The organism is Acinetobacter sp. T_3_1, assembly GCF_025377055.1.
In the GTDB taxonomy this organism is placed as follows: Bacteria; Pseudomonadota; Gammaproteobacteria; order Pseudomonadales; family Moraxellaceae; genus Acinetobacter; species Acinetobacter kookii.
In genome coordinates this window covers 140,990-163,220 of record NZ_JACHVD010000002.1, presented here as the reverse complement: position 1 = coordinate 163,220, position 22,231 = coordinate 140,990, and the positions used below count along the sequence as shown (strand labels likewise).

Below are 22,231 nucleotides of genomic sequence, written 5' to 3'. Positions count from 1 at the left end.
GCCCATTTGCCTCAACAACCGGAGTGGCCAATTCATTTGAATAATCAATCAAAATGTTTTAAATGTTGCTATATGGAGCCTCAAATAAGCTGGATTAGATAAGCTCAAAAAACTCAGTGTTCCTTACGGGTATGCCTTTCACAGGTCGCTTTTTGCTCAGTTCTATAGCATAAATCCCGAAAATTGCACCGATTCTCAGCTCCAATCTTTGACCTCTGCTTCAATACCCTACAAGTCTATTCAATATTTTGAGTGTATTGAATGCCTGCTTAATCATTCTATTTCTATTATTGATGGTTCGATTACAGGTTCTACTCCGCCGGATACAATTTACAGCGTGTTTTGACTGTGAAGGACAATATACTGTTGCAATGCAACTGCGTGAATACACTGTTTAGCCTTAAAGACAAAATTCTACTTTCAGCCCCAATGATGGTTAGGATTAAATTAGCATCGTTTAGGCGAGTGGTTTAAATTAAAGCCTGATTATCTATAAGACTTTCTGATAATTATGTGTGAAGGTTATCGTATTTTTGTTATATTATTTATGTGAGATTAATAATCAAACTTTAGCTCTGGTTTTACGTAATTTCGCTTGAGAATCTATCAAAAATGCGCCATACAACTCAAGGACGGTATGCTATATGAGTCAAACAGCGAGTTATTTAGATACTCAATCTATCTTTAATTTAATTGGGCAACATGCAGACTTAGCAATCATCTTTCAGACCGTCAGTGAATGGTTAGAGGCCCGGATACCTGATTCAATGGTCTCTATCATGTTGTACTCAGAAACAGAACAAACTTTAAAGTTAATTAGTGGTAGCCAGCATTTTTCCAACCGATATATAGAAACCGTTTCTGATTTAAAAATAGGTCCACATGTGGGAGCATGTGGTGCGGCAGCTTTTCACCGAAAACTGGTGATTTGTGAAAATTTAGCCACTGACCCCAACTGGGAAGCTTTCCATAGCCTGATTCAAGAAGAAAATCTGAACGCCTGCTGGTCAACACCTATTATCAATGCGCAGGGAACCCTCTATGGAACCTTTGCAACCTATTATCGTTCTCCTAAATGCCCCACCTCTACTCATATTAAGTTAATTTCTCATGCCGCATCTCTGGTTGCCCTGAGTATGGACCTGCATGCAGAACGGCAACAAAGACTGGCGCTCAATGATAAATACCGTTCGTTCTTCACCTACCATCCCGATGCGATTTTTGAACATAATCCTGAAGGCATCATTATTGATGTCAATCTCGCCTCTGAAGAGATCACTAAATTTAATCTTGAACAGACTCGGGGCTCACATTTCTCAAAATTTATTTGTGCTGACTTTCAGTCAGTAGCTCAAACTGCATTTGAACAGGCCTTGCAAGGCCACAGTCAACACCTGGAAATCCAGGCACAGAATGCCTTGGGGAAATGTTACTGGCTAGACCTCACTTATTTACCTATTCAACAAGCCCAACAGGTGGTCGGTGTATTTGGGATTGCCCATGATATTACCGAACGGCATGAAACCGAAGAAATGTTACGGCTACTGAAACGTAGTGTCGATGCCAATCCTCATGGCATCGTGTTGACTAAGGCCACCGCGGACCAGGCCATTGAATATGTGAATCCTGCTTTTGAAAGCCTGACGGGTTATAAAAAAGAAGAAATCACCGGTAAAAATTGTCGCTTTCTGCAAGGTCCCGAAACAGATCCAGAGGCAGTGTATAAAATCCACAATGCACTTCAAGAACAGCAAGAAATCCAGGTGACCTTAAAAAACTATCGTAAAGATGGCAGCTGGTTCTGGAACCAGCTCATATTAGGACCCGTTTTTGATGATAAAAATTTTTGCACGCACTTTATCGCGATTCAGCAAGATATTACCCAACAGCGGGCGAATAGCGAATATATTGCCCGTCAGCAAACCCATGACAGTTTAACCGGATTAATTAACCATCATACTTTTGAAAAAATACTGGATGTTGCCTTCCACCTTCAGCATGACAATCCTCGCTCCCTGATTGTGATGTATGTTGATTTAGATGGATTCCAGCCTTTAAATCAAAGTTTGGGGCACATCATTGGTGATCAACTTCTGATTGCTGTAGCAAATCGCCTGCGTCAGGTCATTCAAGAAGAAGATATCATTTCCCATTTTTCAGCAGATGAATTTGGCATACTTCTGAATAAATGCCATGATTTAAAACAGGTCGCTGTTATTGCAGAGCAAATATTAAAAAGCCTGTCAGCTCCATTTGAGCTTGATGGCCATAAAATTCATATGAGTGCGAGTATTGGCATTGCAGATGATGACCCTCAAATAGAAAAATCGACTCAATTACTTCATCATGCGATACATGCCATGAATGAAGCGAAAAAAGAAGGCGGAAATGCCTGGCATTGGTATGCGTTTAATTCTATCGGCACACCGAAAATCGATTACGTGCTGATGCGCCACGAATTAATGGTTGCCATGCAAGAAAAGCAGTTCAGGTTAGTCTATCAACCCGTTATTGATGCTCGCTCAGGCCAATTAAAAAGTGTCGAAGCCTTAATCCGTTGGCAGCATCCACAAAGAGGCTTTATCTCTCCGGTAGAATTCATTCCGTTTGCTGAAAAAACCGGCCAGATTGTCGTCATTGGCCAATGGGTGTTACAGCAAGCCTGTCAGGATATTGTAGCGTGGAACAAGAAAAACGGAGCTAACCTGAGTGTAGCTGTCAATCTTTCCCCTTTACAATTTAAGCGCACAGGCTTTTTGCATGAATTGCAGGAAACGCTTGCAGATACCCAGTTACAGCCCGAGTTATTAAAAATTGAAGTCACCGAGACCATGTTAATTGCGGGTGCTGACCGTTCTTTAGAAATTCTAAAAGCTGTTCGTGATTTGGGCATCAAGGTTTCTGTCGATGACTTTGGCACAGGATACTCGAGTCTGAGTTATTTACGGACTTTACCTGTGGATGAGATAAAACTTGATCGCAGTTTTATTGAACATTTACCTCAAAATGAAAAAGATGGCGCGATTGTCGCAGCCATTATTGTTATGGCTCATCAACTCGGATTGCACGTGGTTGCTGAAGGAATAGAAAATCAGGATCAAGCCCAGTTTCTAAAAAAATATGAATGTGATGATTTTCAGGGCTACTATTTTGCCAAACCAGCTGCTCTTAGGGAGCTTAAACTTAATTATAAGTAGATAGGATGAGTATGAAAATAAATACTGTTCCACTCTAATAACGAATACAGTTACGTCCGCTATTTTTAGCCTGATAAAGTTTATTATCCGCCATTTTAAAAACTTCGCTCACATCGGTTGAGCTTTTAGGCCAAAATGCGATTCCAATAGACAGGGTAATTGGGCCGATAGTATTGCTGTTGCTTGATTCCATTGTTTTTCTTAAGCGTTCCGCAGCATTGTAAGCAACCTTAGGGTCTGAAGTGGTCATTAATACAATAAACTCTTCGCCTCCTGTCCGACAACAGATGTCTTCGTCCCTGAAGTTATTTTTCATCAAACTGGCCAGGGTTTTTAAAACGGCATCGCCTTGATCATGACCATAGCTATCATTCACATTCTTAAAAAAATCGATATCAATTGCCAGCACAGCAAAACTTCTTCCTAAACTCACCAATTCTTTCAAGAAAATCTGCATACCGCGCCGATTATATAAACCCGTCAGTGGGTCAGTATTCACATGATGACGTAATTCAGTAATCTTTTCACTGAACGTTTGCGAGCTGAGTAACAATGACGTTCTAAACTTTAAAACTTCAAAATACCAGGGATCGACTTGTTTGATTTTATCTTGAATGTCTGGTTGATTAAGCATGCTGGCCATTTTTGCCAAACTGTTTAAAGGTGAAGAAATAAAGCGTGACATTCGCCAGACAATAAAAAAGATAAACAAATAAAAAATTAAAATTCCAACTGAAACTTTTAAAAGAATATCATTCGCCTGTTTGAACAACTCTTCCGTCGGTTGCTGGGAAACGATAATCCAGTTCACACTGGGAATATCTGCAAAACCTGCCAAATTTTCGACACCCCGACTATTGATTAACCGGACACTTCCCATTCGTGTACGTGTCATATAATCCAGGCCAGTATTATTAATAATTTTTTCTCCAATTCTGCTCGGATCAGGATGAAAAATAATTCGATTCTCCTGATCAATGACATACATATAACTTTTTTTAAAGTCATACTCGGTTGAAAGCATTTTCTGAATCAGATTATTTTTTTGTAAATAAATTGTGCCCCCCACCATACCCAGATAATTTTTATTCTGGTCATAAATAGGTTGAGACAGCAGCACAACAAGATTATGTCTAATTGACCAATAGGGAGGAGAAATATACGTGCTTTTATGCTTTAAAGATTCAACAATTCCCACTGATTTATATGAAATATGGGGGCTCAAATTTAAACTTTGCGGTGCAAAAGAGATGACTCTTCCCTGTTTATCAACAATTAATAAGCTATTAAATTTGTTGGACTGATTTTTAAGACGCTTTGCTTCTTGTTGTATTAATTGAGGATTAGAAAAATCCTGTCCTAACAGGTCAGCACTATACTTTAACTCTTTGAGCATATCATCGAAATGCTGATCTGCGCTGTTGGCAACTTTTGAAGCATATTTGACATTCACTAAAAGTGAATTCTGAATTAATTGGTCTTTAATGACATAATTGAGAATAAATACAGAAACAATAAACAAGCACGAAACACTGATAATAATTGAAATCAGGATCAGTTTGCGAAGATTTAATTTAAGTGCCAAGAGAATCTGTTTCAAAAACCTGATCCCGAACGAGTGTGACTTTATTTACATTCTATAACATATTTAATGATTAATTTAACAAATTTATTTGAAATAAACTAGATCATTTATGCTTTTAAGCTCTGGTCTTGAGTAACTGGAACCAGAGCTTAATGCGTAAATCACAGTATAAATTTAAAGCTGAAAAATTGAAAAACTAAATTATAAATTGGCTCAAAATTTACTATCAGCAGTCCATTTTACATTCGCATCAGCCCAAGGCTGCTATGAAAAAGCCATACCTAAAATCTCTGCATACGTTTGTTGTGGTGGATTGATATTTGACTTGGCTGTCGATGAATTCTGACTGTCGAAGTTTCCACCACATGTGGACAATAAAAATTCTGAAAGTACGGCTAATACCGCTTAGGATTCAAGGCTCAAATCATTTTTACGATATGAACATTTGTTTTAAAAAATATATTTACCGAATAATCTATTAGCTTGATTCGATGTCATACACCCAGTTTTTGGCTTGCTGGTCAGTGATACTTTCACAGACATAGTAGTCATGATCCCATGCATCTTGATGGAAGATTTCTTTTTTGCTGTAAGCCACCTGTTTACCATTTTCGACACAGACAAATCTGTCGCCTTGGTCTTTGACTTGGGTTCCGTTAAGGAAACCACCAATACAGAGGAAGCGGGATTGTTTGGGCATGTGCTTAGATCAACTTTTTAAATCACTACAACTTGCGTGATTAAACGATGTATTGCTACAACTGTAAAGTGTATCCAACAACATGAATATAGAAACTTTTAATCAGACCAAGTACATCTTGATCTGATAATTTAAAATCATATTCAATACATATGAATCCGAGTAAAAAATAATAGAAGATGTTGATTTTCTAGCTATCCTAAAAATTCATCCGCTGTTAAAGCATGCTTTTCAATAAATTGTGTGTATTCTCTTAGTCTTGCAATTGTCTGGTCAATATTAACTAAGCCTGTTTCCTTATTCTTCACAAGATATTTTGTAGTGAGGATAGTCATTGTTTCTCCCTTCCCAAATCTTGCTGGTTTTTCGAAACTTAAACCTTCCTGCTTAGCTTTATTTAAATAGTGTTTATAACAAATATCTCTAAATTTTTTATCATTTTCAGCTTTATTACTATTAATTTTTAAAACCAAATCATCTTGTTGGATTTGTAAATATTGTAGACAAAATTCATTTCTTTGAAATGCCCACCAATAACCCATAAATCCACCATTAGGGTTAGATACATACCCCCAATCTCCACGCTTTAAGTCTTGTTGAAGATATTTGAAAAATCCAATCCAATTTTTATTATTCCACTTTTCTTTAACCGCAAATGCATTTACTTCATTTTCAATAGATTTAATATAATCTTTGAAGTCATTAAAAATGTCGCTTGATACATCTTCAAAGTTATCTAAAACTGCAATCAGCTTATTTCTAGAAAAGATTTTAAATCCATCATTGATTTCTTTTTTATAATTTGATTGATCATGGGTTTTAAAGAAGATAGCTAATACATTTTCCTCTCCAACTTCAGAGGCTATTATATTTTTATATCTAGTTAATTGATCACCATGTGCTTTTGTACCAGTCTTATCCTCAATAATGATAGAAAATTCATTTATTTTAAGTAGGATATCAATATTTTTATATTGTTTAGAAAGACTGAAGTTTTCAAATTTCTCAGGCATTTCTTTATTTTCTAATTTAAAAAATTCTGAGATTAAACTTAAAGCACAATTTTTTAGATCTTGATTAACATGCATATATTTAGGATTTGCATGATCTAATAACCAAAAAATAAAAGCATCTTGCGATAATTCTTTTGTTGCATATTTAAAAATATTTGGCTTATCCATTTTTATACTCAAAAAATAAGGGCTGATAAATCAGCCCTTATTTTTAACTCATTTTATCTTAATTTTCAATCAATTAAGACAATTGAGCAGCAGCAATTTTCTTGGTATCGATGTCTTTAGCAGCATCTGTATACTCGCCCATCTTGTCGAAGTTCAAGTATTGGTAGATGTCAGCAGACATGCTGTCGATTTGAGCTGCATATTGTTGGTATTCTTCTGGAGTTGGTAATTTACCAAGTACAGCAGCAACAGATGCAAGTTCAGCAGAAGCCAAGTAAACGTTAGCGCCTTGACCTAAACGGTTCGGGAAGTTACGAGTAGAAGTCGATACACAAGTCGTGTTCGGAGCTACACGTGCCTGGTTACCCATACATAATGAACAGCCTGGCATTTCAGTACGCGCGCCAGCTTTACCATAAATGTTATAGAAACCTTCTTCCATCAATTGGTGCTCGTCCATACGAGTTGGAGGAGCCAACCATAAACGAGTAGACAATGAACCACCAGGTACTTTATCAAGTAATTTACCAGCAGCACGGAAGTGACCGATGTTTGTCATACATGAACCAACGAATACTTCGTCAATTTTCACGCCTTGAACGTCAGAAAGAAGTTTAGCGTCATCTGGGTCGTTCGGGCAGCAAAGGATAGGTTCTTTGATGTCTGCAAGGTCAATTTCATACACTTTAGTGTATTCAGCATCAGCATCAGCTTTAAGAAGTGATGGGTTCGCTAACCATTTTTCCATGTTCTCAACACGGCGAGCCATAGTACGCGCATCGCCATAACCTTCAGAAATCATCCACTTAAGCATGGTGATGTTTGAACGAAGGTATTCAGCAACTTTCTCTTCAGAAAGCGTGATTGAACAGCCAGCAGCAGAACGTTCAGCAGAAGCATCAGAAAGTTCGAACGCTTGCTCTACAGTGAGGTCAGTTTCCATTTCTGTTAAGTCGATTTCTAAGATACGACCAGAGAAGATGTTTTTCTTACCTTTCTTCTCTACAGTTAAGTCACCTTCTTTAATTGCGTAGTAAGGAATCGCATGTACAAGGTCACGTAAAGTGATACCAGGCTGCATTTTACCTTTGAACTTCACAAGTACAGACTCAGGCATGTCAAGTGGCATAACACCAGTTGCTGCAGCGAACGCTACAAGACCAGAACCCGCTGGGAATGAAATACCGATTGGGAAACGAGTATGCGAGTCACCACCAGTACCAACTGTATCTGGAAGAAGCATACGGTTTAACCAAGAGTGGATAATACCGTCACCTGGACGTAAAGACACACCGCCACGGTTCATGATGAAATCAGGAAGCGTGTGTTGCATTTGTACGTCAACTGGTTTTGGATACGCAGCTGTGTGACAGAAAGATTGCATAACGAGGTCAGCAGAGAAACCTAGGCAAGCCAAGTCTTTCAATTCGTCACGAGTCATTGGACCAGTTGTATCTTGAGAACCAACAGTCGTCATCTTAGGTTCGCAGTAAGTACCTGGACGAACACCTTGACCTTCTGGAAGACCACAAGCGCGACCTACCATTTTTTGAGCTTGAGTGAAGCCTTTACCAGTATTCTCAGGTTGAACCGGAGTACGGAATAAAGTTGAAGGTGCAAGACCTAAAGCTTCACGTGCTTTAGCTGTTAGACCACGACCAACGATCAGGTTGATACGGCCACCAGCACGCACTTCGTCTAGAAGCACTGGAGTTTTAAGTTCAGCTTCAGCGATTTGCTCGCCATTTTTAGAAGCAGTCACTTTTGCAGCGGCATGATCGATGTTAAGAACGATTTCGTCGCCCATGTTCATGTTAGCAACGTCGATCTCGATCGGTAATGCACCAGCATCTTCCATCGTGTTGAAGAAAATCGGAGCGATCTTAGAACCTAAGCAGTAACCACCGTCTTTTTTGTTCGGGATGTGAGCGATTTCATCACCGAAGAACCAAAGTACAGAGTTAGTTGCAGATTTACGAGAAGAACCTGTACCAACAACGTCACCTACATAAGCAACCTGGTTGCCTTTCGCGATGAGTTCTTTGATTTGGTTTAACGGACCAACTTCACCAGGAACTTCCGGGTTGATACCGTCACGTACGTTTTTCAACATCGCATTTGCATGTAATGGGATGTCTGGACGGCTCCAAGCGTCTTGAGCTGGAGACAAGTCATCAGTGTTGGTTTCACCAGTAACTTTGAATACTGTTAATTTGATTTCTTCTGGAACATCTTTACGGCTTGTGAACCATTCAGCATCAGCCCAAGATTGAAGCACAGCTTTTGCATTTGCGTTACCCGCTTTCGCTTTATCAGCTACGTCGTGGAATGCATCAAATACAAGAAGAGTTTTTTTCAGCGCTTCAGCAGCAAGCTCACCAAGAACAGCGTCATCAAGTAAAGCAACTAAAGGCGCAACGTTATAACCACCAAGCATAGTACCTAGTAAGTAAACCGCACGTTCTTTAGAAACTAATGGAGAAGTTGTTTCACCTTTTGCCACGGCAGCCAAGAAAGCAGCTTTAACATAAGCAGCTTGGTCAACACCTGCTGGAACACGGTTTTCAAGCAAGTCAACTAAAAATGCTTCTTCTCCAGCTGGGGGATTTTTTAATAGTTCAACCAAGTCAGCTGTTTGAGCATCGTCAAGTGGCTTCGGTGGGACTCCGAGTGCAGCACGTTCTGCAACGTGTTGGCGGTAAGCTTCTAGCACGGTGTTATTCCTCTTTTTTAAAAAATTATTTACGAATTCCAGCTTATTCAAAGCTTCGCAAATAATATGGACTGCTAAATTTTACTAAAATTCCAGTTAAAAGTTAATGCAAGTACAGTGTTTCTTTGTGATGCCCATTATTTTGTAGCTAAATGATGCGCATATCGATTACACAATAAGCAAATCCTTCACTTTTAAAGCTTTTTAATGATGAAAATTCACTTTTAATGGAACATTAAACATAAAAAAGACAACCCTATGTTGCCTTTTTTGCTTTTATAAAAATATTCAACCTTAGTGGACAGTGGTTGCTGTTAAATATTGAGCTAATTCCGCGCGATTCCCGGTAAATTTAACGGCACATTCATCTTCAAATAAGCCCTGATACTGATTACTGGCAAATGAAATATCAACCAGATAGCGTGGATAATGCTGATCTGCCAATTTTTTGCGCAGAAACACTTTATCTCCCACACTCAGGACATAATTTGCCCCACCAATAATCGCTACACCATGCTCATCTTCCAAGAGCAAATCTTCATGATGCAAGTAGCCAATCACATCCATATTTCTACTCCAGTCGTTATAATTCTTTATCTCATTATTCAATAACAAGATAAGCTTTTCTATATTTTTACTTAAGCAAATGTCACAATTTATTTTTTAATTTTGCTTAGGCTATTTTATAGATAGATATAAAAAAACCGTTCATTAGAACGGTTTGTAATTTGGCATCTTGTCATGCGGCGTGGCGATACATTTTTCGGTAATTTTCTGCTTGAATTGATTACGGCTGGCTTCCGGATCTTGAGTGATTTCCTGCAATGGAAATGCATAAACCTGTTCAATAATATCCAGAATAAAGGTTTTGGTGATTTGATCTTCAATCTTGTTGGCGTGTTCTATAGCTGCCTCTTTGGTAATGGTATTTTGACGGTCATACATAATATTGTTTGCCGCATTACCCATACTCGTACAATAGCCTTTCCACTGCTCTTCAGGTGTTAATGGCTTCTTTTCAGTACAGCCCACCAAAGCAACCAATGCCATCAAAGTGAATAACTTTTTCATCAATGTCTCTCCTGTTGCCTCCTATCATAATCAAAGTTAGGCAAAATACGAAATCATGGGAACCGGATATCCAGAAACATCATGAGCGAAATAAGATGAATGATACAAATAAGATAAACCCTATTTTAGGTTAAGGTATTCAATAAATACGTGGAATGGAACCTGCATATGTTTTAACTCACCCGCTTTAAATGATGCACTCCATTTCAAATAATCAGTCAGTTACAAATTTCAGTTATAAAAAAACAGCGATAGGTAGTCTATTCATTTGCATAAGCTCAAACATAGCTGTATGCTTAAGGATAACTAGAAAAATAGTTTGTTCTGGTAAATCTTCTTGTATTTCGCAGTTTTAGTCATAATCCTTCGTTTTTCAGATTTAAAGTTCCATTCTTCTTTTCAAGTTAAATTATCTGGCTTTTCAATAAGCTAAAAGCTAAAAACATTTTTATAGGATTGTATTATGTCTAACACTGTAAAAGGCACTGTTAAATGGTTTAACGAAACTAAAGGTTTCGGTTTTATTCAACAAGAAAATGGCCCGGACGTTTTCGCTCATTTCAGCGAAATCACAGGTTCTGGCTTCAAAACTTTAGCTGAAGGCCAACAAGTTGAATTCAGCATCGCTCAAGGTCAAAAAGGCCCGAATGCTGTAAACATCGTAGCACTATAATTTTAAAATCACGCTTGCCTGCTGCGAGCATGATTTTAAGAAGCGAGAGTCAAACTCTCGCTTTTTTTGTGCTCTATAAAACGCTTATGCGCTACATCATGGCGTTTTATTTAACAATTGATCTACCAGTTCATTAATTTTAGTTTCGGTACTCCGCCATTTATTTAATGCAAATCCCCCATTGCCTTTTAATCTGAAGGATGCTTCAGACACCTGGCGGCCATTCTGAATCAAGTTAAACCGTGCAGACACCATATATGGCGCAAGATCCCATGCTCTTAAAGCCGTATAATGCAGTGTAGTCTGACAGAAACTTAAATTATCGGTTTCTTTGTAGGTTTGTGCCTGAATGTTGTAGCGTGCAAAACTCTTCACAACCAATTGATCAAAATTATTAATGATGACTTTTGGATTATGAACAATACATACCTGCTTAATCGACTCCGGATGAAATCCAGTGCTGTTATTCACCTGAATAGCCGTACAACCGGTCAAGCCACTCGCCACCATTCCCACAATCAATAATTTTTTCATTCTAACCCTTCTTATAATTAATAATAAAACAGTAAAAACAATATTTTATATCATAAAAAACCGCCCGAAGGCGGTTAATGATGAAAAGAAGATCACAACGCTAAATTTAGAAACGCCAGTTATAGAACACGTCGATCGCACGTTCCAGCGATTGGCTCGCTTCCAGATATAAACGCTTGTTCATTTGATAACGCAGGGTCAATTTGTTGACCGGTGTAAATACCCCTACACCATAACGGATAAACAGGTCCGGCGTAATATAGCCTGTCACGCTGACCTGAGTATCATCTCCCGTTCCCTGTGCATCCAGCGCCAGACCGCTCAGACCAAAAGTACGTCCAATCTGGTTGGTGAGAGCACGTGTACCACCTAAGCCCATACTGATTCCGGCAGCCGCAATGGTATTGTTGACATCGGACCTAAAGCCCGCCTCCTGACTGATACCACTAGCCCCCTCATTAATACGGCCGGTAATAATGGCATTTAAGGCTTCCTGTTCAGACAATCCGGCATCGTTATAGACCTGAATATTCGGACTGGTTGCAGTACCTGTTACGCGCACCCCAACCAGGCTGCCCTGTACGGTCTTATTGGCATCGATATCCAAAGTCGGGTTATATAAAGGACCGTTAAAACGTGCAATCGCACGATTCAAATCCAGGCTTTGCCCATACGCTTCAATTTTTACCCGTTGGCTGACCCCTATTGCACCATTGGCACGCATAGCGGTTTCAAGTCCACGTTGTGACAGATACAAACGCCCTGCCAGTGGAATACGGCTATCAAAGCCCTGGAAAATCACCTGATTACCTAAGTTAACCATAACATCGGCACGGATATCCCAAGGTCGGGCTGCTCTTAATATGGCCAGCTGATCTTGTCCTTCACGCACGATTCGTACATCTGAAGAGACATTGATTACCGGTGCAGAAGCTTCAGGCATCGAGATTAAGGCACGTGGCACATCCACCTTACCGCTTAAGCTTAATTTCTTCTTAAACGGCAGCACATCTAAAGACAAATCCGGAGTAACCACAGCGGTGATTAACGGCGCCTGACGCATAAGCAGGTTTTCACCTTTTAAATGCAACTGAATGCGGGGATCATCTTTCCAGTTTACACTGCCGGTTAATGCGCCTGCACCTTGACCACTGTTAAATGCCCCGTTAATGGTGGCATGATCCTGGCGAATGGAAGAATAGACCTGAATATTGGTTAAATTCACCGGCAAGGAAATCATGCTGATGGCACCATCTTTCAGGCGCATTTCACCATTAAATAAAGGCTGCGTTAAGGTACCTCCAATCTTTCCGGCAAAAGACAGGTTGCCAGCCATTGAACGAACATCTTGAATAAAAGGCTTAAAGACTTTCAGTTGTACCTGATCGAAGGCGATCTCACCGCGCATCGGCATACTTTTTGTATAAGGATCTATAATGACATTGGCATAACCGGTACCGATTTCAGGGGTTTTTACATCTAAACGAAGCTGTAAACCCTCAGCGACACTTTTTGCCACCACTGCAATTTCATTATACTTCAGTGTAGAACCCACATCTTGGGGATCTTCAGCTGCCAGCCCGATCACGCCACTACGTGTCACCAGTCGTGCATCAATTTTTGGTTTAGCGCCTTTTACCCAGGCGGCTTTGGCATAGCCATTAACCTTACCGGTAATTTCCAGACCTTCCGGCATAAAGGCAGCAAAATCATTTAAATCGACATTTTGGGTAATGAATGAAACATTACCTCTGGTTTTACTGACCCGAATCGGTTGGTCAAAACACAACTGGCTTTGCTGACTCGACCAGCAATGTGCACCGACAAACAATTCGCTTTTGGCAGAACTATAAATCACAGAAGCATTTTGACGTTGGACCAAACGTGCACGTAAAGAATCAAAATCACCGTTCTGGATTTGCCCCAGCCAGTCATTTTTCGCATTAAAACCACCAGCCAATTGCACATAGAATTTGGAAATCCGGTTTTGCGCCTGTATTTTCAGAATGTGGGCTTTACGTGTGCCCGCCAGTGAAATTTCACCATGCTGAATCTCACGCGCACCGCTACGTAAGTTATCCATTTTCGCAGTCATCAACGTCGGGGTGAGCTCTGAAGTCGGCAATTCACCTTGTATCCGTAACTTTTTAACACTGAATAACTGGTTAAACCCAAAATCATCAACGGCCAGATTGGCCGTCGCCTGCAAGCGTGGCTGGGATTGCACATTCAAATAGCCATAGGCACGACCACGCAGACCGCTGTAAATTTCATACAAGGCCGGTGCATTGATTTTCAGTCTTAAGTTCTGTGCATTGCCTGTGGCCTGAACCTGATTTTTTGCGTAAGAAAGATATAAGTTATTGGCTTCAAACTGTTGTGGCAAAAAGCCTTTTTGATTTGAATTAATCACCATTGCCAAATTTCCTGTTCCGCGAACAGGTTTATTGTTGATAATACCGGCGATATTCAGTTTCTGGATATTAATACGTTTTAAGCTGTCCGACCAAACCCCTTCAGTTTTCACATTACCGGACAATTCACCGCGCACAGACGAGACAAAATAATGCGGTTTAAAACGTACCAGGGATGCATTGATATTCCAGCCCAAACCATTTTTAAGATGGAGCAGACCACTGGCATAAATTTTCCCAGCAATACCTGAATGTTTCAATTCATCGACTTTAACAAGTTCGGGCGTACCGGAGATTTTGAACTTGAGCATGCCTTCGCTGGCCGGAATCTGACTGGCATTGAGTGCACCATCATAATTGACGGCAAAACTTTTAAATGCGCCACCTGCCTTCTGATCCTTAAACAGAATCGCGACCGTACTACGTCCGGTTAAACGTACCGTTTCGTTATTATTTTGCTGCGCCAGACGCCCGGTTAAATTAATTCCGTTCAGATGGATAATCTGCTGATTCGGTTTGGCAAAACCATTGGCTTTGACCTGCCCATTGAGCAGATTCACCGGTGCAGCCGCTGCAACCGTTTGCGGATTAAAATCTTTGGCATTGAGAATGGCATTCCATTTCAATTGACGTTTTTTGGTCGGCAAATCTACTTTGGCACTGCCGCTTAAACTGCCTTTACCCGCCACATAACTAAAAGTCGGGATATTTAAATCATTATTTTTGAAATTGAGCTGTGCGGTATACAAGCCTTCAGGCAACCAGCCCTTATCATTTTTGCTCACCGCAGTGGCAACATGAATATTCTGCCTGCCTTCAACCAGCGCCAATTTTGCGTCGCCCGATTTACTGCTTAACCAGCCCACATAAGGCACGGCGCGATCAATATTTTGCCAAGCCACATTCAGCAGCATCGGATTGGGTTTTTTATCTTTTTGCTCGTCCTGATCGAGCTTTAAGTTCCAGGTTTCATAACGGTCAAAATCAACCAGTGCGGTTAAATGCAGGCCATTTTCCAGACGGCCTTTAGAGGCAATTTTGGCATCCAGACTAGGCGGAAAGAAATCCTGGATGATTTGCGGAATCAATTTGTCTTTGGGATTAATTTTATCGACACGGCCATTCATATCCCAGGTGACACGGTCTTTCCAGCTTACCACACCTGCAACATTCACCGCCCCATTCATCAGCTGGCCATTTATATTGCTAATGTCGAGCTGATGCACCAGGTCGGTATGCATGCTGCCGTTATATTGGCCTTGCGGAATGTTCTTGCCACTTAAGTCCGTAATCGCGTCGATATTTAAACGCTTAATGCCCCCATTAAATTTAGCCACGCCTTTCTTGGTATACAGTTTTTGTTCCGTCAGCAAAGGCCAATGGTAATTTTTAAACTTTAACTCGCCAAACATCGGCACATGTTTACGTACCGGATGCAGCACCACCCAACCGGTCAATAAATCTGGGGTATTGGTCGCCACGCCTGCCTGAATCGTATCTAAGGAACCTGTTGCCACCACCTTGATATCATGAATATTCAGGCTTTTATGCAGTGCAGGTATGTTCAGATCCCCTACGGCATCTAAAGGATATTTCCCTTCAAATTTCATGTTTCCGCTGGCATTTTTGACCGAAAGATAGCCCATATCCATCCGGGAATCTTCAAACTTCAATTCGGTACCGGACCATAGCGCATTATTCAGGTGGATATCGTGGAACTTTACACTGGAACTAGCAGTTTTAATCAACAGATGATCGACATCTGCCGTATCTAAACGCAAAACAAAGGGCAAACGGATTTCATTAAATTTAAATGGTTTATCACTCGGTGGATGTTTGCTGATAATTTGCAGATTGCGCACATCGGCACGATTCAGATGAATTTCTTTTTTCAGGATGGCACGCCAGCCCAGGGTGACATCTGCGCGGTCAATTTTAACGTCGACAGGTTTGAGCGTGACTAAAATATTTTTTAAGATGATGCCACTGAGCAGATTACCGCCTTCATATTCATAATGAATAATCTGCTGACGCTCTAAAACACGGTTCAGCAGGAATTTGCTGCCTTTATCGGTACTAAACATGACGGCGAAAGAAGCAATCAGCAACACAAACACGATAAGCAGCGTAAACAGTACACTCCTTAAAATACGACGCTTTTTCGGTCTAGGTGTTTCCGTTTCCGGTTGCTGTTCTACTTCAGCCATAATACTCTCTAAAAACTAAAATTTATAAAAACCAGCATTTATAATTGTGAACCAATAAAGAAATGCAGACGTATTGGATGATTGTCATCAGAAATACCTGAAGCCACATCTATACGGATAGGGCCAATTGGCGATGCCCAACGCAGCCCCAAGCCCACACTGTAGGCAGTTGGCGTATTAAAATCTTTATCGTAAGCATTGCCGACATCACTAAAAATGGCTGCACGCCAGCCTTCTTTAAATTGATAGTTATATTCAAGTGATCCCACAGCCAGGGCCTGACCACCGATTTTAAATCCATTTTCTTCCGGCGATAGACTTTTATAGTCAAAACCGCGTACTGTCTGGTCACCCCCGGTAAAATAACGCAGGTTATATGGCACCTTGCTAAAATCCTGGGTCAAGATATAACCTAAATCGCCACGCCCGACAAACTGGTGACTATCATTTTCACCCAATGAATAAATAAAACGCCAGCCTGCGTTGAGAATGGCCATATCGGCATCGGACAATAATGACTCGCTGCCAAGTTCCACTTTATAGGTCTGTTTAAAGCCCTTACCCGGGTTTACGCGTTTATCACTCGTGGTCAGTGATGCTTCATAACCCAACAATAAGGATTGCTGCTGGTCATTGGCATTGGCAATAAATGCATCCGGAATTTCATTGGCATTAATGGTTCCTTGCTGGGAAATCTGGTCCAAACGATAGCGAAGACCAAAAGTATGTTGCCAGCTACCACGCGGTCTTTTAATAATTCTGTCAGCACCTGCCACAGCAGATTCAATCATCAAGCCATTGCCCTGTGCCACGTCATCACGTTCTTCACGTTCATAACCACCCACGATACTGATATAGTCATTGATAGGATGGTGATAGGGAATATTATAACGTCCGTCTATAGACTGGCGAATTTGCGAAATTTCCATGTTGGCATCAAAAGAATGCCCACGACGGTTGACTATGGCACGGCGGTACTGAGCACGCAATCGTGCTCCGGTATCGGAACCATAACCCGCCCCCAGTTCTGCACTATTTAAACGGTCCGCATTCAAGGTCACGATTACCGGAATCTTTTTCTCTTCACGTGCCTGAACTTTTAAACGTTCTTCTTCAGATTGTTTGGTTTCCTGCTCTGCACGCATTTGACGCAGATTCTCGTCACCTTCAGTTTCATCTCTACCCGCAAACTGGGTTTCATCGGCTACAGATTGGGTCACTTCTCTGGCAGAAGCGACCTGTTTTTTATCCTGAACCGCAGCTTCACTTTCAGAGATTTTCTGCTGATCGACCAGAGCCTGAATATCGGGTGGCAGTTCCAGCGGTTTTTCAACTGGATCTGGCCGTATTGCATCCACCAAGGTGTAATTAAAATAACGCGAGTTGGTGAGGTTATTGGCTAAGCCATTGACACGCCAAAAGGTATAATCGGCACCATCTTCCCAGGAAACCATGCTTTGCAGAACATCCATGTCAATCGGAAATGGCTGTGACGGATCACTCATGCGGAATTCAACTGGACCTAACTTGTAGCGGTCTCCCGTTTCATAGCGCAGGTTCACATCGGCCGTATTTTGCGGCTGGGCTACTTTGACATCATGCAGGCGCCAATAGCTGTCAAAGTAACCATTATTGGTGGCAGCATCGCCAATGCGGGTTTTGGTTTCTTCATATAGACCATGATTGAAAATATCACCTACATCCTGATCGGGCAAAAGCCTAATCACCTGAAACTGGGGCTGATTTTGTCCTGCACCGCTAAATTCAATATTCTGTGCTTTAATTTGTACCGGTGCATTTGCCGTCACTCTGACCCGGACACGACTCTCACTGAGTTTCTCGAATTTAAATTCGGCATTGTAAAAGCCGACTGCTTGTGCAGCCTGATTCGACAGCGTTCTCAGCTGCGGCAATGCTGAAGGAAAATCACTGAAGGATTCCCGGGTAAAGCTGGAAAGTTTGGCCCTGATATTTTCTTTCAGATTTTCCATAGCCTGCGCATAAGCTTTGGCGGACACATCGCTACTATTGGGTGTAGGAACAATAATCACATCGGCACTGATACGATCCAGCTTGGCGGTGTTGAGTTGTCGCGGCGGACGTATTTTATACAACCAGCGTTTAAAGAAATTCGGTTCTTCAATTTCATCAGTGGGTGCCAGTTCAGGCAAGGTTTTACCGGCTGCATTGGCTTCAACCACAATCTGGCTATCGGCCTGAATATTCGACATCAGCTGATCAATATTTACCGGTGCCTGATTGATTTCAACCAGTTCCTGTTGCGTGGCATCTGAAACCACCGCTTCGGTGCCCTGACCTGCACGGTATTGCTGAGCTTCCTGTTTCGCCTCTTCAGCCACCCGAAAAATTTCATTTGCCATTTCTGCACTGACAGGAGTAATCGGCAGCTCTTCCAGATCCTCAAATTCAATCGGCTTGAATTCTTCCAGCGGCTGTGTTGCCTGCTCTTGCTGCTCCAGCATTTGCAGGCTGTCAGGTTCAGGCGGGTTTTGTTGAAGGTTTTCCAGTTTTTCCAGTTCTGCACTGCTGCTCATACCCTGCTGAACAGCTTCATTCTTGAGCTGTTGCTGAAATTCTGCTTCAGTGAGAGGAGGATTTGGCTGATTGACTTGTGCAAAACTGTGCTGAGCCAGTAACATGAATACCAGACTGAGTCCGAATCGTTTATGCTCATTGTTCCACTGTAAAATGGAATTGACACTTAAAGTAAGTGCCGACTTTTTAAAATTCGGTTTTGAAAGCATAAAAAACTCTAAACTCATATAATATTTGTAATGGAAACGTCCGATGAAAGCTTGCTAACAAACTCAAATCTATTGGAATTTTCCCAAAAGTATAGGTTGAAAACATCATACATGATTTTTATTGTGTTTTACCAAATGCTCACATTTCTTAATAAAACTTAATGAAGCCCAGAAACCATGGAAAAAAATGAACATCTCTTAGGCACACGTCGATTTTTACCGATGTTTGTTACTCAATTTTTCGGGGCCCTGAATGACAACGTCTATAAACAAGCCTTGTTACTGGTCATTACCTATGGTTGGATCAATCAGCAAGCGGCCAGTGTCAGTACCCTGAATAACCTCGCAGCCTTGTTGTTTATTTTACCCTATTTCATTTTCTCTGCCACAGCGGGACAGATTGCCGATAAATACGAACGCTCACAACTGGTACGGGGCATCAAGATTCTTGAAATCGTGATTATGCTGATTGGCTCTGCGGGCTTTCTACTGGGACATTTGTGGCTGTTATTGGTGGCTTTATTTTTAATGGGCACTCACTCGACCTTCTTCGGTCCAATCAAATATGCCATTTTGCCGGAGATTTTAAAGCCCAATGAACTGATGTCGGGCAATGCCTTATTTCAGTCGGGAACCTCGATTGCTATTTTGGTCGGGATGATTTTAGGCGGTGCAGTCATTTCCGCATCTGACGGTAATCTGATCTGGATTAGCCTCACCATCGTAACCATTGCCGTTTTAGGTTATCTCTCCAGCCGTTTTGTATTAAAGCAAAAAGTGACTGCACCCGATGTCCAGATAGACTGGAACTTTTTTAGAACCAGTTTTCAGACCCTGGGCTATGCCAAAAGTTTACCGGTGGTGTTTCTGATTTTATTGGGCAATTCCTGGTACTGGTTTTATGGCGCGACCTATCTCACCCAGATTCCGCAGCTGACTCAACAAAACCTGCATGCCTCTGAAAATGTGGTCAGCCTGCTATTAACCTTCTTTTCTGTCGGGATTGGCGTGGGTTCGTTATTGTGCCGCAGAATTGGCGGTACGGAAATCAATTTGAAGATGGTTCCCATTGGGGCAATTGGCCTGACTGTGTTTGCTTTTTATCTGGCAGCAAGTTTGGCTTTTGTTCCTGAACGTACAGGCGAGATGCTCGGCTTAAAAGATGTCTTTACCCAAGGCTGGAGTTATTATCATGTCATGCTTGCTGTGACATTGCTCGGCATCAGTGGCGGTTTTTATATCGTACCGCTTTATGCCATGATGCAGGCCTTTTCGCCACAATCACACCGTGCCCGGGTGGTTGCTGCAAACAACATTCTCAATGCCGTATTCATGGTATCCTCTGCAATATTCTCCATTATCATCTTAAGTATATTTAAGATTGATATTAAAATACTTTTTAGTATCACAGCGATTCTAAGCGCCATTTTCACTACATGGCTCCTGTTCAAGCTCAAGCCCATGCTTGCTGCACAGCAACAAGATGCTTTAGAGGATTAATTTTATGCGCCAATATACCGGTATCGACAAATTTATTCATTCGTTTGACCAGGCGCTACGCAGTCTGGTTCCCGGAACAACCTCTGCACATCGTGAAAATCCAGGCCATGATGCAGAAACCAAATTAGGGGTTAGCGAAGCACGCCATGTCGCAGGTTTAATGCGAGTCAATCATAGTGGTGAAGTGTGTGCCCAGGCGCTTTATCATGGTCAGGCACTCACTGCAAAACTTCCCAATGTACGCCGTGAAATGGAACAGGCAGCAATTGAAGAACAGGATCATCTGGCCTGGTGTGAAGACCGTTTAAAAGAACTGGATAGCCATACCAGTTTGCTCAATCCGGTTTGGTATGGTCTGTCTTTTGGCATGGGTGCAATTGCCGGTATTGCCGGTGACAAATACAGCCTGGGTTTTGTGGCAGAAACCGAACGTCAGGTCAGCTTGCATTTACAGCATCACATCAGCCAGTTGCCTGAACAGGATGAACGTTCACGTAAAATACTGGTGCAAATGAATGAAGATGAACTGCACCACAGAGATACGGCATTGAATGCTGGCGGTGTAGATTTGCCAGTACCGGTCCGGATTACCATGACAGCCATTTCCAAACTGATGACCAAGACCAGTTATTATATTTAATCTGTTTTGGCATGATTGAGCTCACTTGAATGTGGGCTTTTTTATGCCTATTTAATTGAATGTTTATGCTGAATGAGCAACGTATAAATCATCCGCGCCAGTAAAATACAGCCCACCACAGCCAGCACAATATAAATATCCTGATGATAAGGCAGTATTTTTGCCCAAAATGCATGTAACCAGTGACTGATCTGCAAACCTACACTCACAACAACAAAATCCCAGATAAAACAGGCCAGCAGGTTAACTAGGATATATTTCCCTAGCGGATAAGCTTTAATTCCAATAGAGATGGGTAAAATGGTTCTAAGTCCCCACGCGAATCGCATCAATAAAATAGTCAGCACGGGATAATTGTCGATGACACTGCTGGCCTGAGCAAATTTTTGCCCCAGTTGCGGCTTGCTTTGTATGATTTTCTGGCCATAACGCGCACCAATCTGATAGTAAAATTGATCGCCAACAAAACTACCCGCCATCGCGACCATTATAAGCAGCCAAAAATGGAAAATATGCTGATGCACCGCATAGGCACCGAGTATCAGGACGGTTTCACCTTCAAATAGGGTGCCAATAAAAATGGCGAGATAACCATAATGTTGCAGCAGATCAGCCCAGTTCATTTTTTTAATGTGCCTGATAACAATTTTACTATCATCGCCAGATCACTCTTCATTACAAAGATCAGTCTGGTTGCTTTATTAGGCATTTATATTTCATCAGTAAAATAAAGTGATTTCTTGATCGATCTCATCAAGATATGTTGCTTGTAGCTTAGTCATGGGCATGACATTACTTATAGATCTTATTTATCTTTAATAAACTGTTTTTAAAAAGCTTTTTCACCCAAAAAAAATGAATCTAAAAATATCCCCAATAGACCTGTTTTCTTGTAAGTTTTAACTTACAGCGCGTGTCTAAAATCTAAGTGGGATAAACAGGCTTTTATAGCGCCATTTAAAGCTTTTATTTTTGTAAAATTTATACAATACGATGACCAAAACATATAAAAAAATTCATCCGTATACTTTATAAAAATAAATACAAGCTG

Annotated in this window: 14 protein-coding genes; 4 read left to right on the top strand and 10 right to left on the bottom strand. The window is 41.2% G+C overall.

Features of this window, described 5'->3' with window-relative positions; translation table 11 throughout:
* The first annotated feature begins 644 nt into the window (after positions 1–644).
* Positions 645–3,197 carry an EAL domain-containing protein gene (locus tag H4I94_RS03380; protein WP_261181469.1) on the top strand — a complete coding sequence of 851 codons (2,553 nt, stop codon included), beginning with the start codon at positions 645–647 and terminating at the stop codon, positions 3,195–3,197.
* Positions 3,198–3,231: 34 nt separating this feature from the next.
* Here the strand turns inward: H4I94_RS03380 and H4I94_RS03375 are convergent, their stop codons facing one another.
* The 6 genes from H4I94_RS03375 to H4I94_RS03350 all read right to left on the bottom strand — a co-directional run bounded on the left by H4I94_RS03375 (position 3,232) and on the right by H4I94_RS03350 (position 10,447).
* The gene (locus H4I94_RS03375) at positions 3,232–4,797 is read right to left on the bottom strand and encodes a sensor domain-containing diguanylate cyclase (protein ID WP_131274424.1); all 1,566 of its coding nucleotides are present in this window, start codon (positions 4,795–4,797) and stop codon (positions 3,232–3,234) included.
* Between the two features lie 463 nt (positions 4,798–5,260).
* Positions 5,261–5,482, bottom strand: coding sequence for a hypothetical protein (locus H4I94_RS03370; protein WP_261181468.1), 222 nt, complete (start codon positions 5,480–5,482; stop codon positions 5,261–5,263).
* A gap of 194 nt (positions 5,483–5,676) precedes the next feature.
* On the bottom strand, positions 5,677–6,663 hold the full coding sequence (locus tag H4I94_RS03365) for a PD-(D/E)XK nuclease family protein (RefSeq protein ID WP_092818253.1): 987 nt from the start codon (positions 6,661–6,663) through the stop codon (positions 5,677–5,679).
* 73 nt (positions 6,664–6,736) lie between these two features.
* Positions 6,737–9,376: a bifunctional aconitate hydratase 2/2-methylisocitrate dehydratase gene (locus H4I94_RS03360; protein WP_131274426.1), complete on the bottom strand. Its 2,640-nt coding sequence runs from the start codon at positions 9,374–9,376 to the stop codon at positions 6,737–6,739.
* 294 nt (positions 9,377–9,670) lie between these two features.
* Positions 9,671–9,943, bottom strand: a complete 273-nt coding sequence (locus H4I94_RS03355; protein WP_131274427.1) for a hypothetical protein — start codon at positions 9,941–9,943, stop codon at positions 9,671–9,673.
* A 144-nt stretch (positions 9,944–10,087) separates the two neighbouring features.
* Complete coding sequence (locus tag H4I94_RS03350) at positions 10,088–10,447, bottom strand: hypothetical protein (RefSeq protein WP_261181467.1); 360 nt, start codon at positions 10,445–10,447, stop codon at positions 10,088–10,090.
* Between the two features lie 463 nt (positions 10,448–10,910).
* Here H4I94_RS03350 and H4I94_RS03345 point away from each other — a divergent pair, with 463 nt between their 5' ends.
* Positions 10,911–11,120 (top strand): cold-shock protein, encoded by a 210-nt coding sequence (locus H4I94_RS03345; RefSeq protein WP_092818258.1) that lies wholly within the window; start codon positions 10,911–10,913, stop codon positions 11,118–11,120.
* A gap of 96 nt (positions 11,121–11,216) precedes the next feature.
* Here H4I94_RS03345 and H4I94_RS03340 read toward each other — a convergent pair whose 3' ends face one another.
* From H4I94_RS03340 to H4I94_RS03330, 3 genes are all read right to left on the bottom strand, one after another.
* Positions 11,217–11,654, bottom strand: a complete 438-nt coding sequence (locus H4I94_RS03340; RefSeq protein WP_092818259.1) for an Sbal_3080 family lipoprotein — start codon at positions 11,652–11,654, stop codon at positions 11,217–11,219.
* A gap of 106 nt (positions 11,655–11,760) precedes the next feature.
* Complete coding sequence (locus H4I94_RS03335; RefSeq protein WP_261181466.1) at positions 11,761–16,275, bottom strand: translocation/assembly module TamB domain-containing protein; 4,515 nt, start codon at positions 16,273–16,275, stop codon at positions 11,761–11,763.
* Positions 16,276–16,313: 38 nt separating this feature from the next.
* A complete protein-coding gene (locus H4I94_RS03330) occupies positions 16,314–19,040 on the bottom strand; it encodes an autotransporter assembly complex protein TamA (protein WP_261181465.1) in 2,727 nt (908 codons plus the stop codon).
* Positions 19,041–19,217: 177 nt separating this feature from the next.
* Between H4I94_RS03330 and H4I94_RS03325 the strand changes: the two genes are divergently transcribed.
* Positions 19,218–20,540, top strand: a complete 1,323-nt coding sequence (locus tag H4I94_RS03325) for an MFS transporter (RefSeq protein ID WP_261181464.1) — start codon at positions 19,218–19,220, stop codon at positions 20,538–20,540.
* A gap of 4 nt (positions 20,541–20,544) precedes the next feature.
* Entirely contained in the window at positions 20,545–21,180 is a 636-nt protein-coding gene (gene coq7, locus H4I94_RS03320; RefSeq protein WP_092818263.1) for a 2-polyprenyl-3-methyl-6-methoxy-1,4-benzoquinone monooxygenase, read from the top strand.
* A gap of 47 nt (positions 21,181–21,227) precedes the next feature.
* Here the strand turns inward: coq7 and H4I94_RS03315 are convergent, their stop codons facing one another.
* Positions 21,228–21,803 (bottom strand): DedA family protein, encoded by a 576-nt coding sequence (locus H4I94_RS03315; RefSeq protein ID WP_261181463.1) that lies wholly within the window; start codon positions 21,801–21,803, stop codon positions 21,228–21,230.
* Positions 21,804–22,231 lie beyond the last annotated feature (428 nt).

What these genes read in the sequence shown, in the direction of transcription:
- H4I94_RS03380 (WP_261181469.1), top strand. Translation starts at nt 645, where the DNA reads ATGAGTCAAACAGCGAGTTATTTAGATACTCAATCTATCTTTAATTTA.
- H4I94_RS03370 (WP_261181468.1), bottom strand. Translation starts at nt 5,482, where the DNA reads ATGCCCAAACAATCCCGCTTCCTCTGTATTGGTGGTTTCCTTAACGGA.
- H4I94_RS03365 (WP_092818253.1), bottom strand. Translation starts at nt 6,663, where the DNA reads ATGGATAAGCCAAATATTTTTAAATATGCAACAAAAGAATTATCGCAA.
- H4I94_RS03355 (WP_131274427.1), bottom strand. Translation starts at nt 9,943, where the DNA reads ATGGATGTGATTGGCTACTTGCATCATGAAGATTTGCTCTTGGAAGAT.
- H4I94_RS03350 (WP_261181467.1), bottom strand. Translation starts at nt 10,447, where the DNA reads ATGAAAAAGTTATTCACTTTGATGGCATTGGTTGCTTTGGTGGGCTGT.
- H4I94_RS03345 (WP_092818258.1), top strand. Translation starts at nt 10,911, where the DNA reads ATGTCTAACACTGTAAAAGGCACTGTTAAATGGTTTAACGAAACTAAA.
- H4I94_RS03340 (WP_092818259.1), bottom strand. Translation starts at nt 11,654, where the DNA reads ATGAAAAAATTATTGATTGTGGGAATGGTGGCGAGTGGCTTGACCGGT.
- H4I94_RS03335 (WP_261181466.1), bottom strand. Translation starts at nt 16,275, where the DNA reads ATGGCTGAAGTAGAACAGCAACCGGAAACGGAAACACCTAGACCGAAA.
- H4I94_RS03330 (WP_261181465.1), bottom strand. Translation starts at nt 19,040, where the DNA reads ATGCTTTCAAAACCGAATTTTAAAAAGTCGGCACTTACTTTAAGTGTC.
- H4I94_RS03325 (WP_261181464.1), top strand. Translation starts at nt 19,218, where the DNA reads ATGGAAAAAAATGAACATCTCTTAGGCACACGTCGATTTTTACCGATG.
- coq7 (WP_092818263.1), top strand. Translation starts at nt 20,545, where the DNA reads ATGCGCCAATATACCGGTATCGACAAATTTATTCATTCGTTTGACCAG.
- H4I94_RS03315 (WP_261181463.1), bottom strand. Translation starts at nt 21,803, where the DNA reads ATGAACTGGGCTGATCTGCTGCAACATTATGGTTATCTCGCCATTTTT.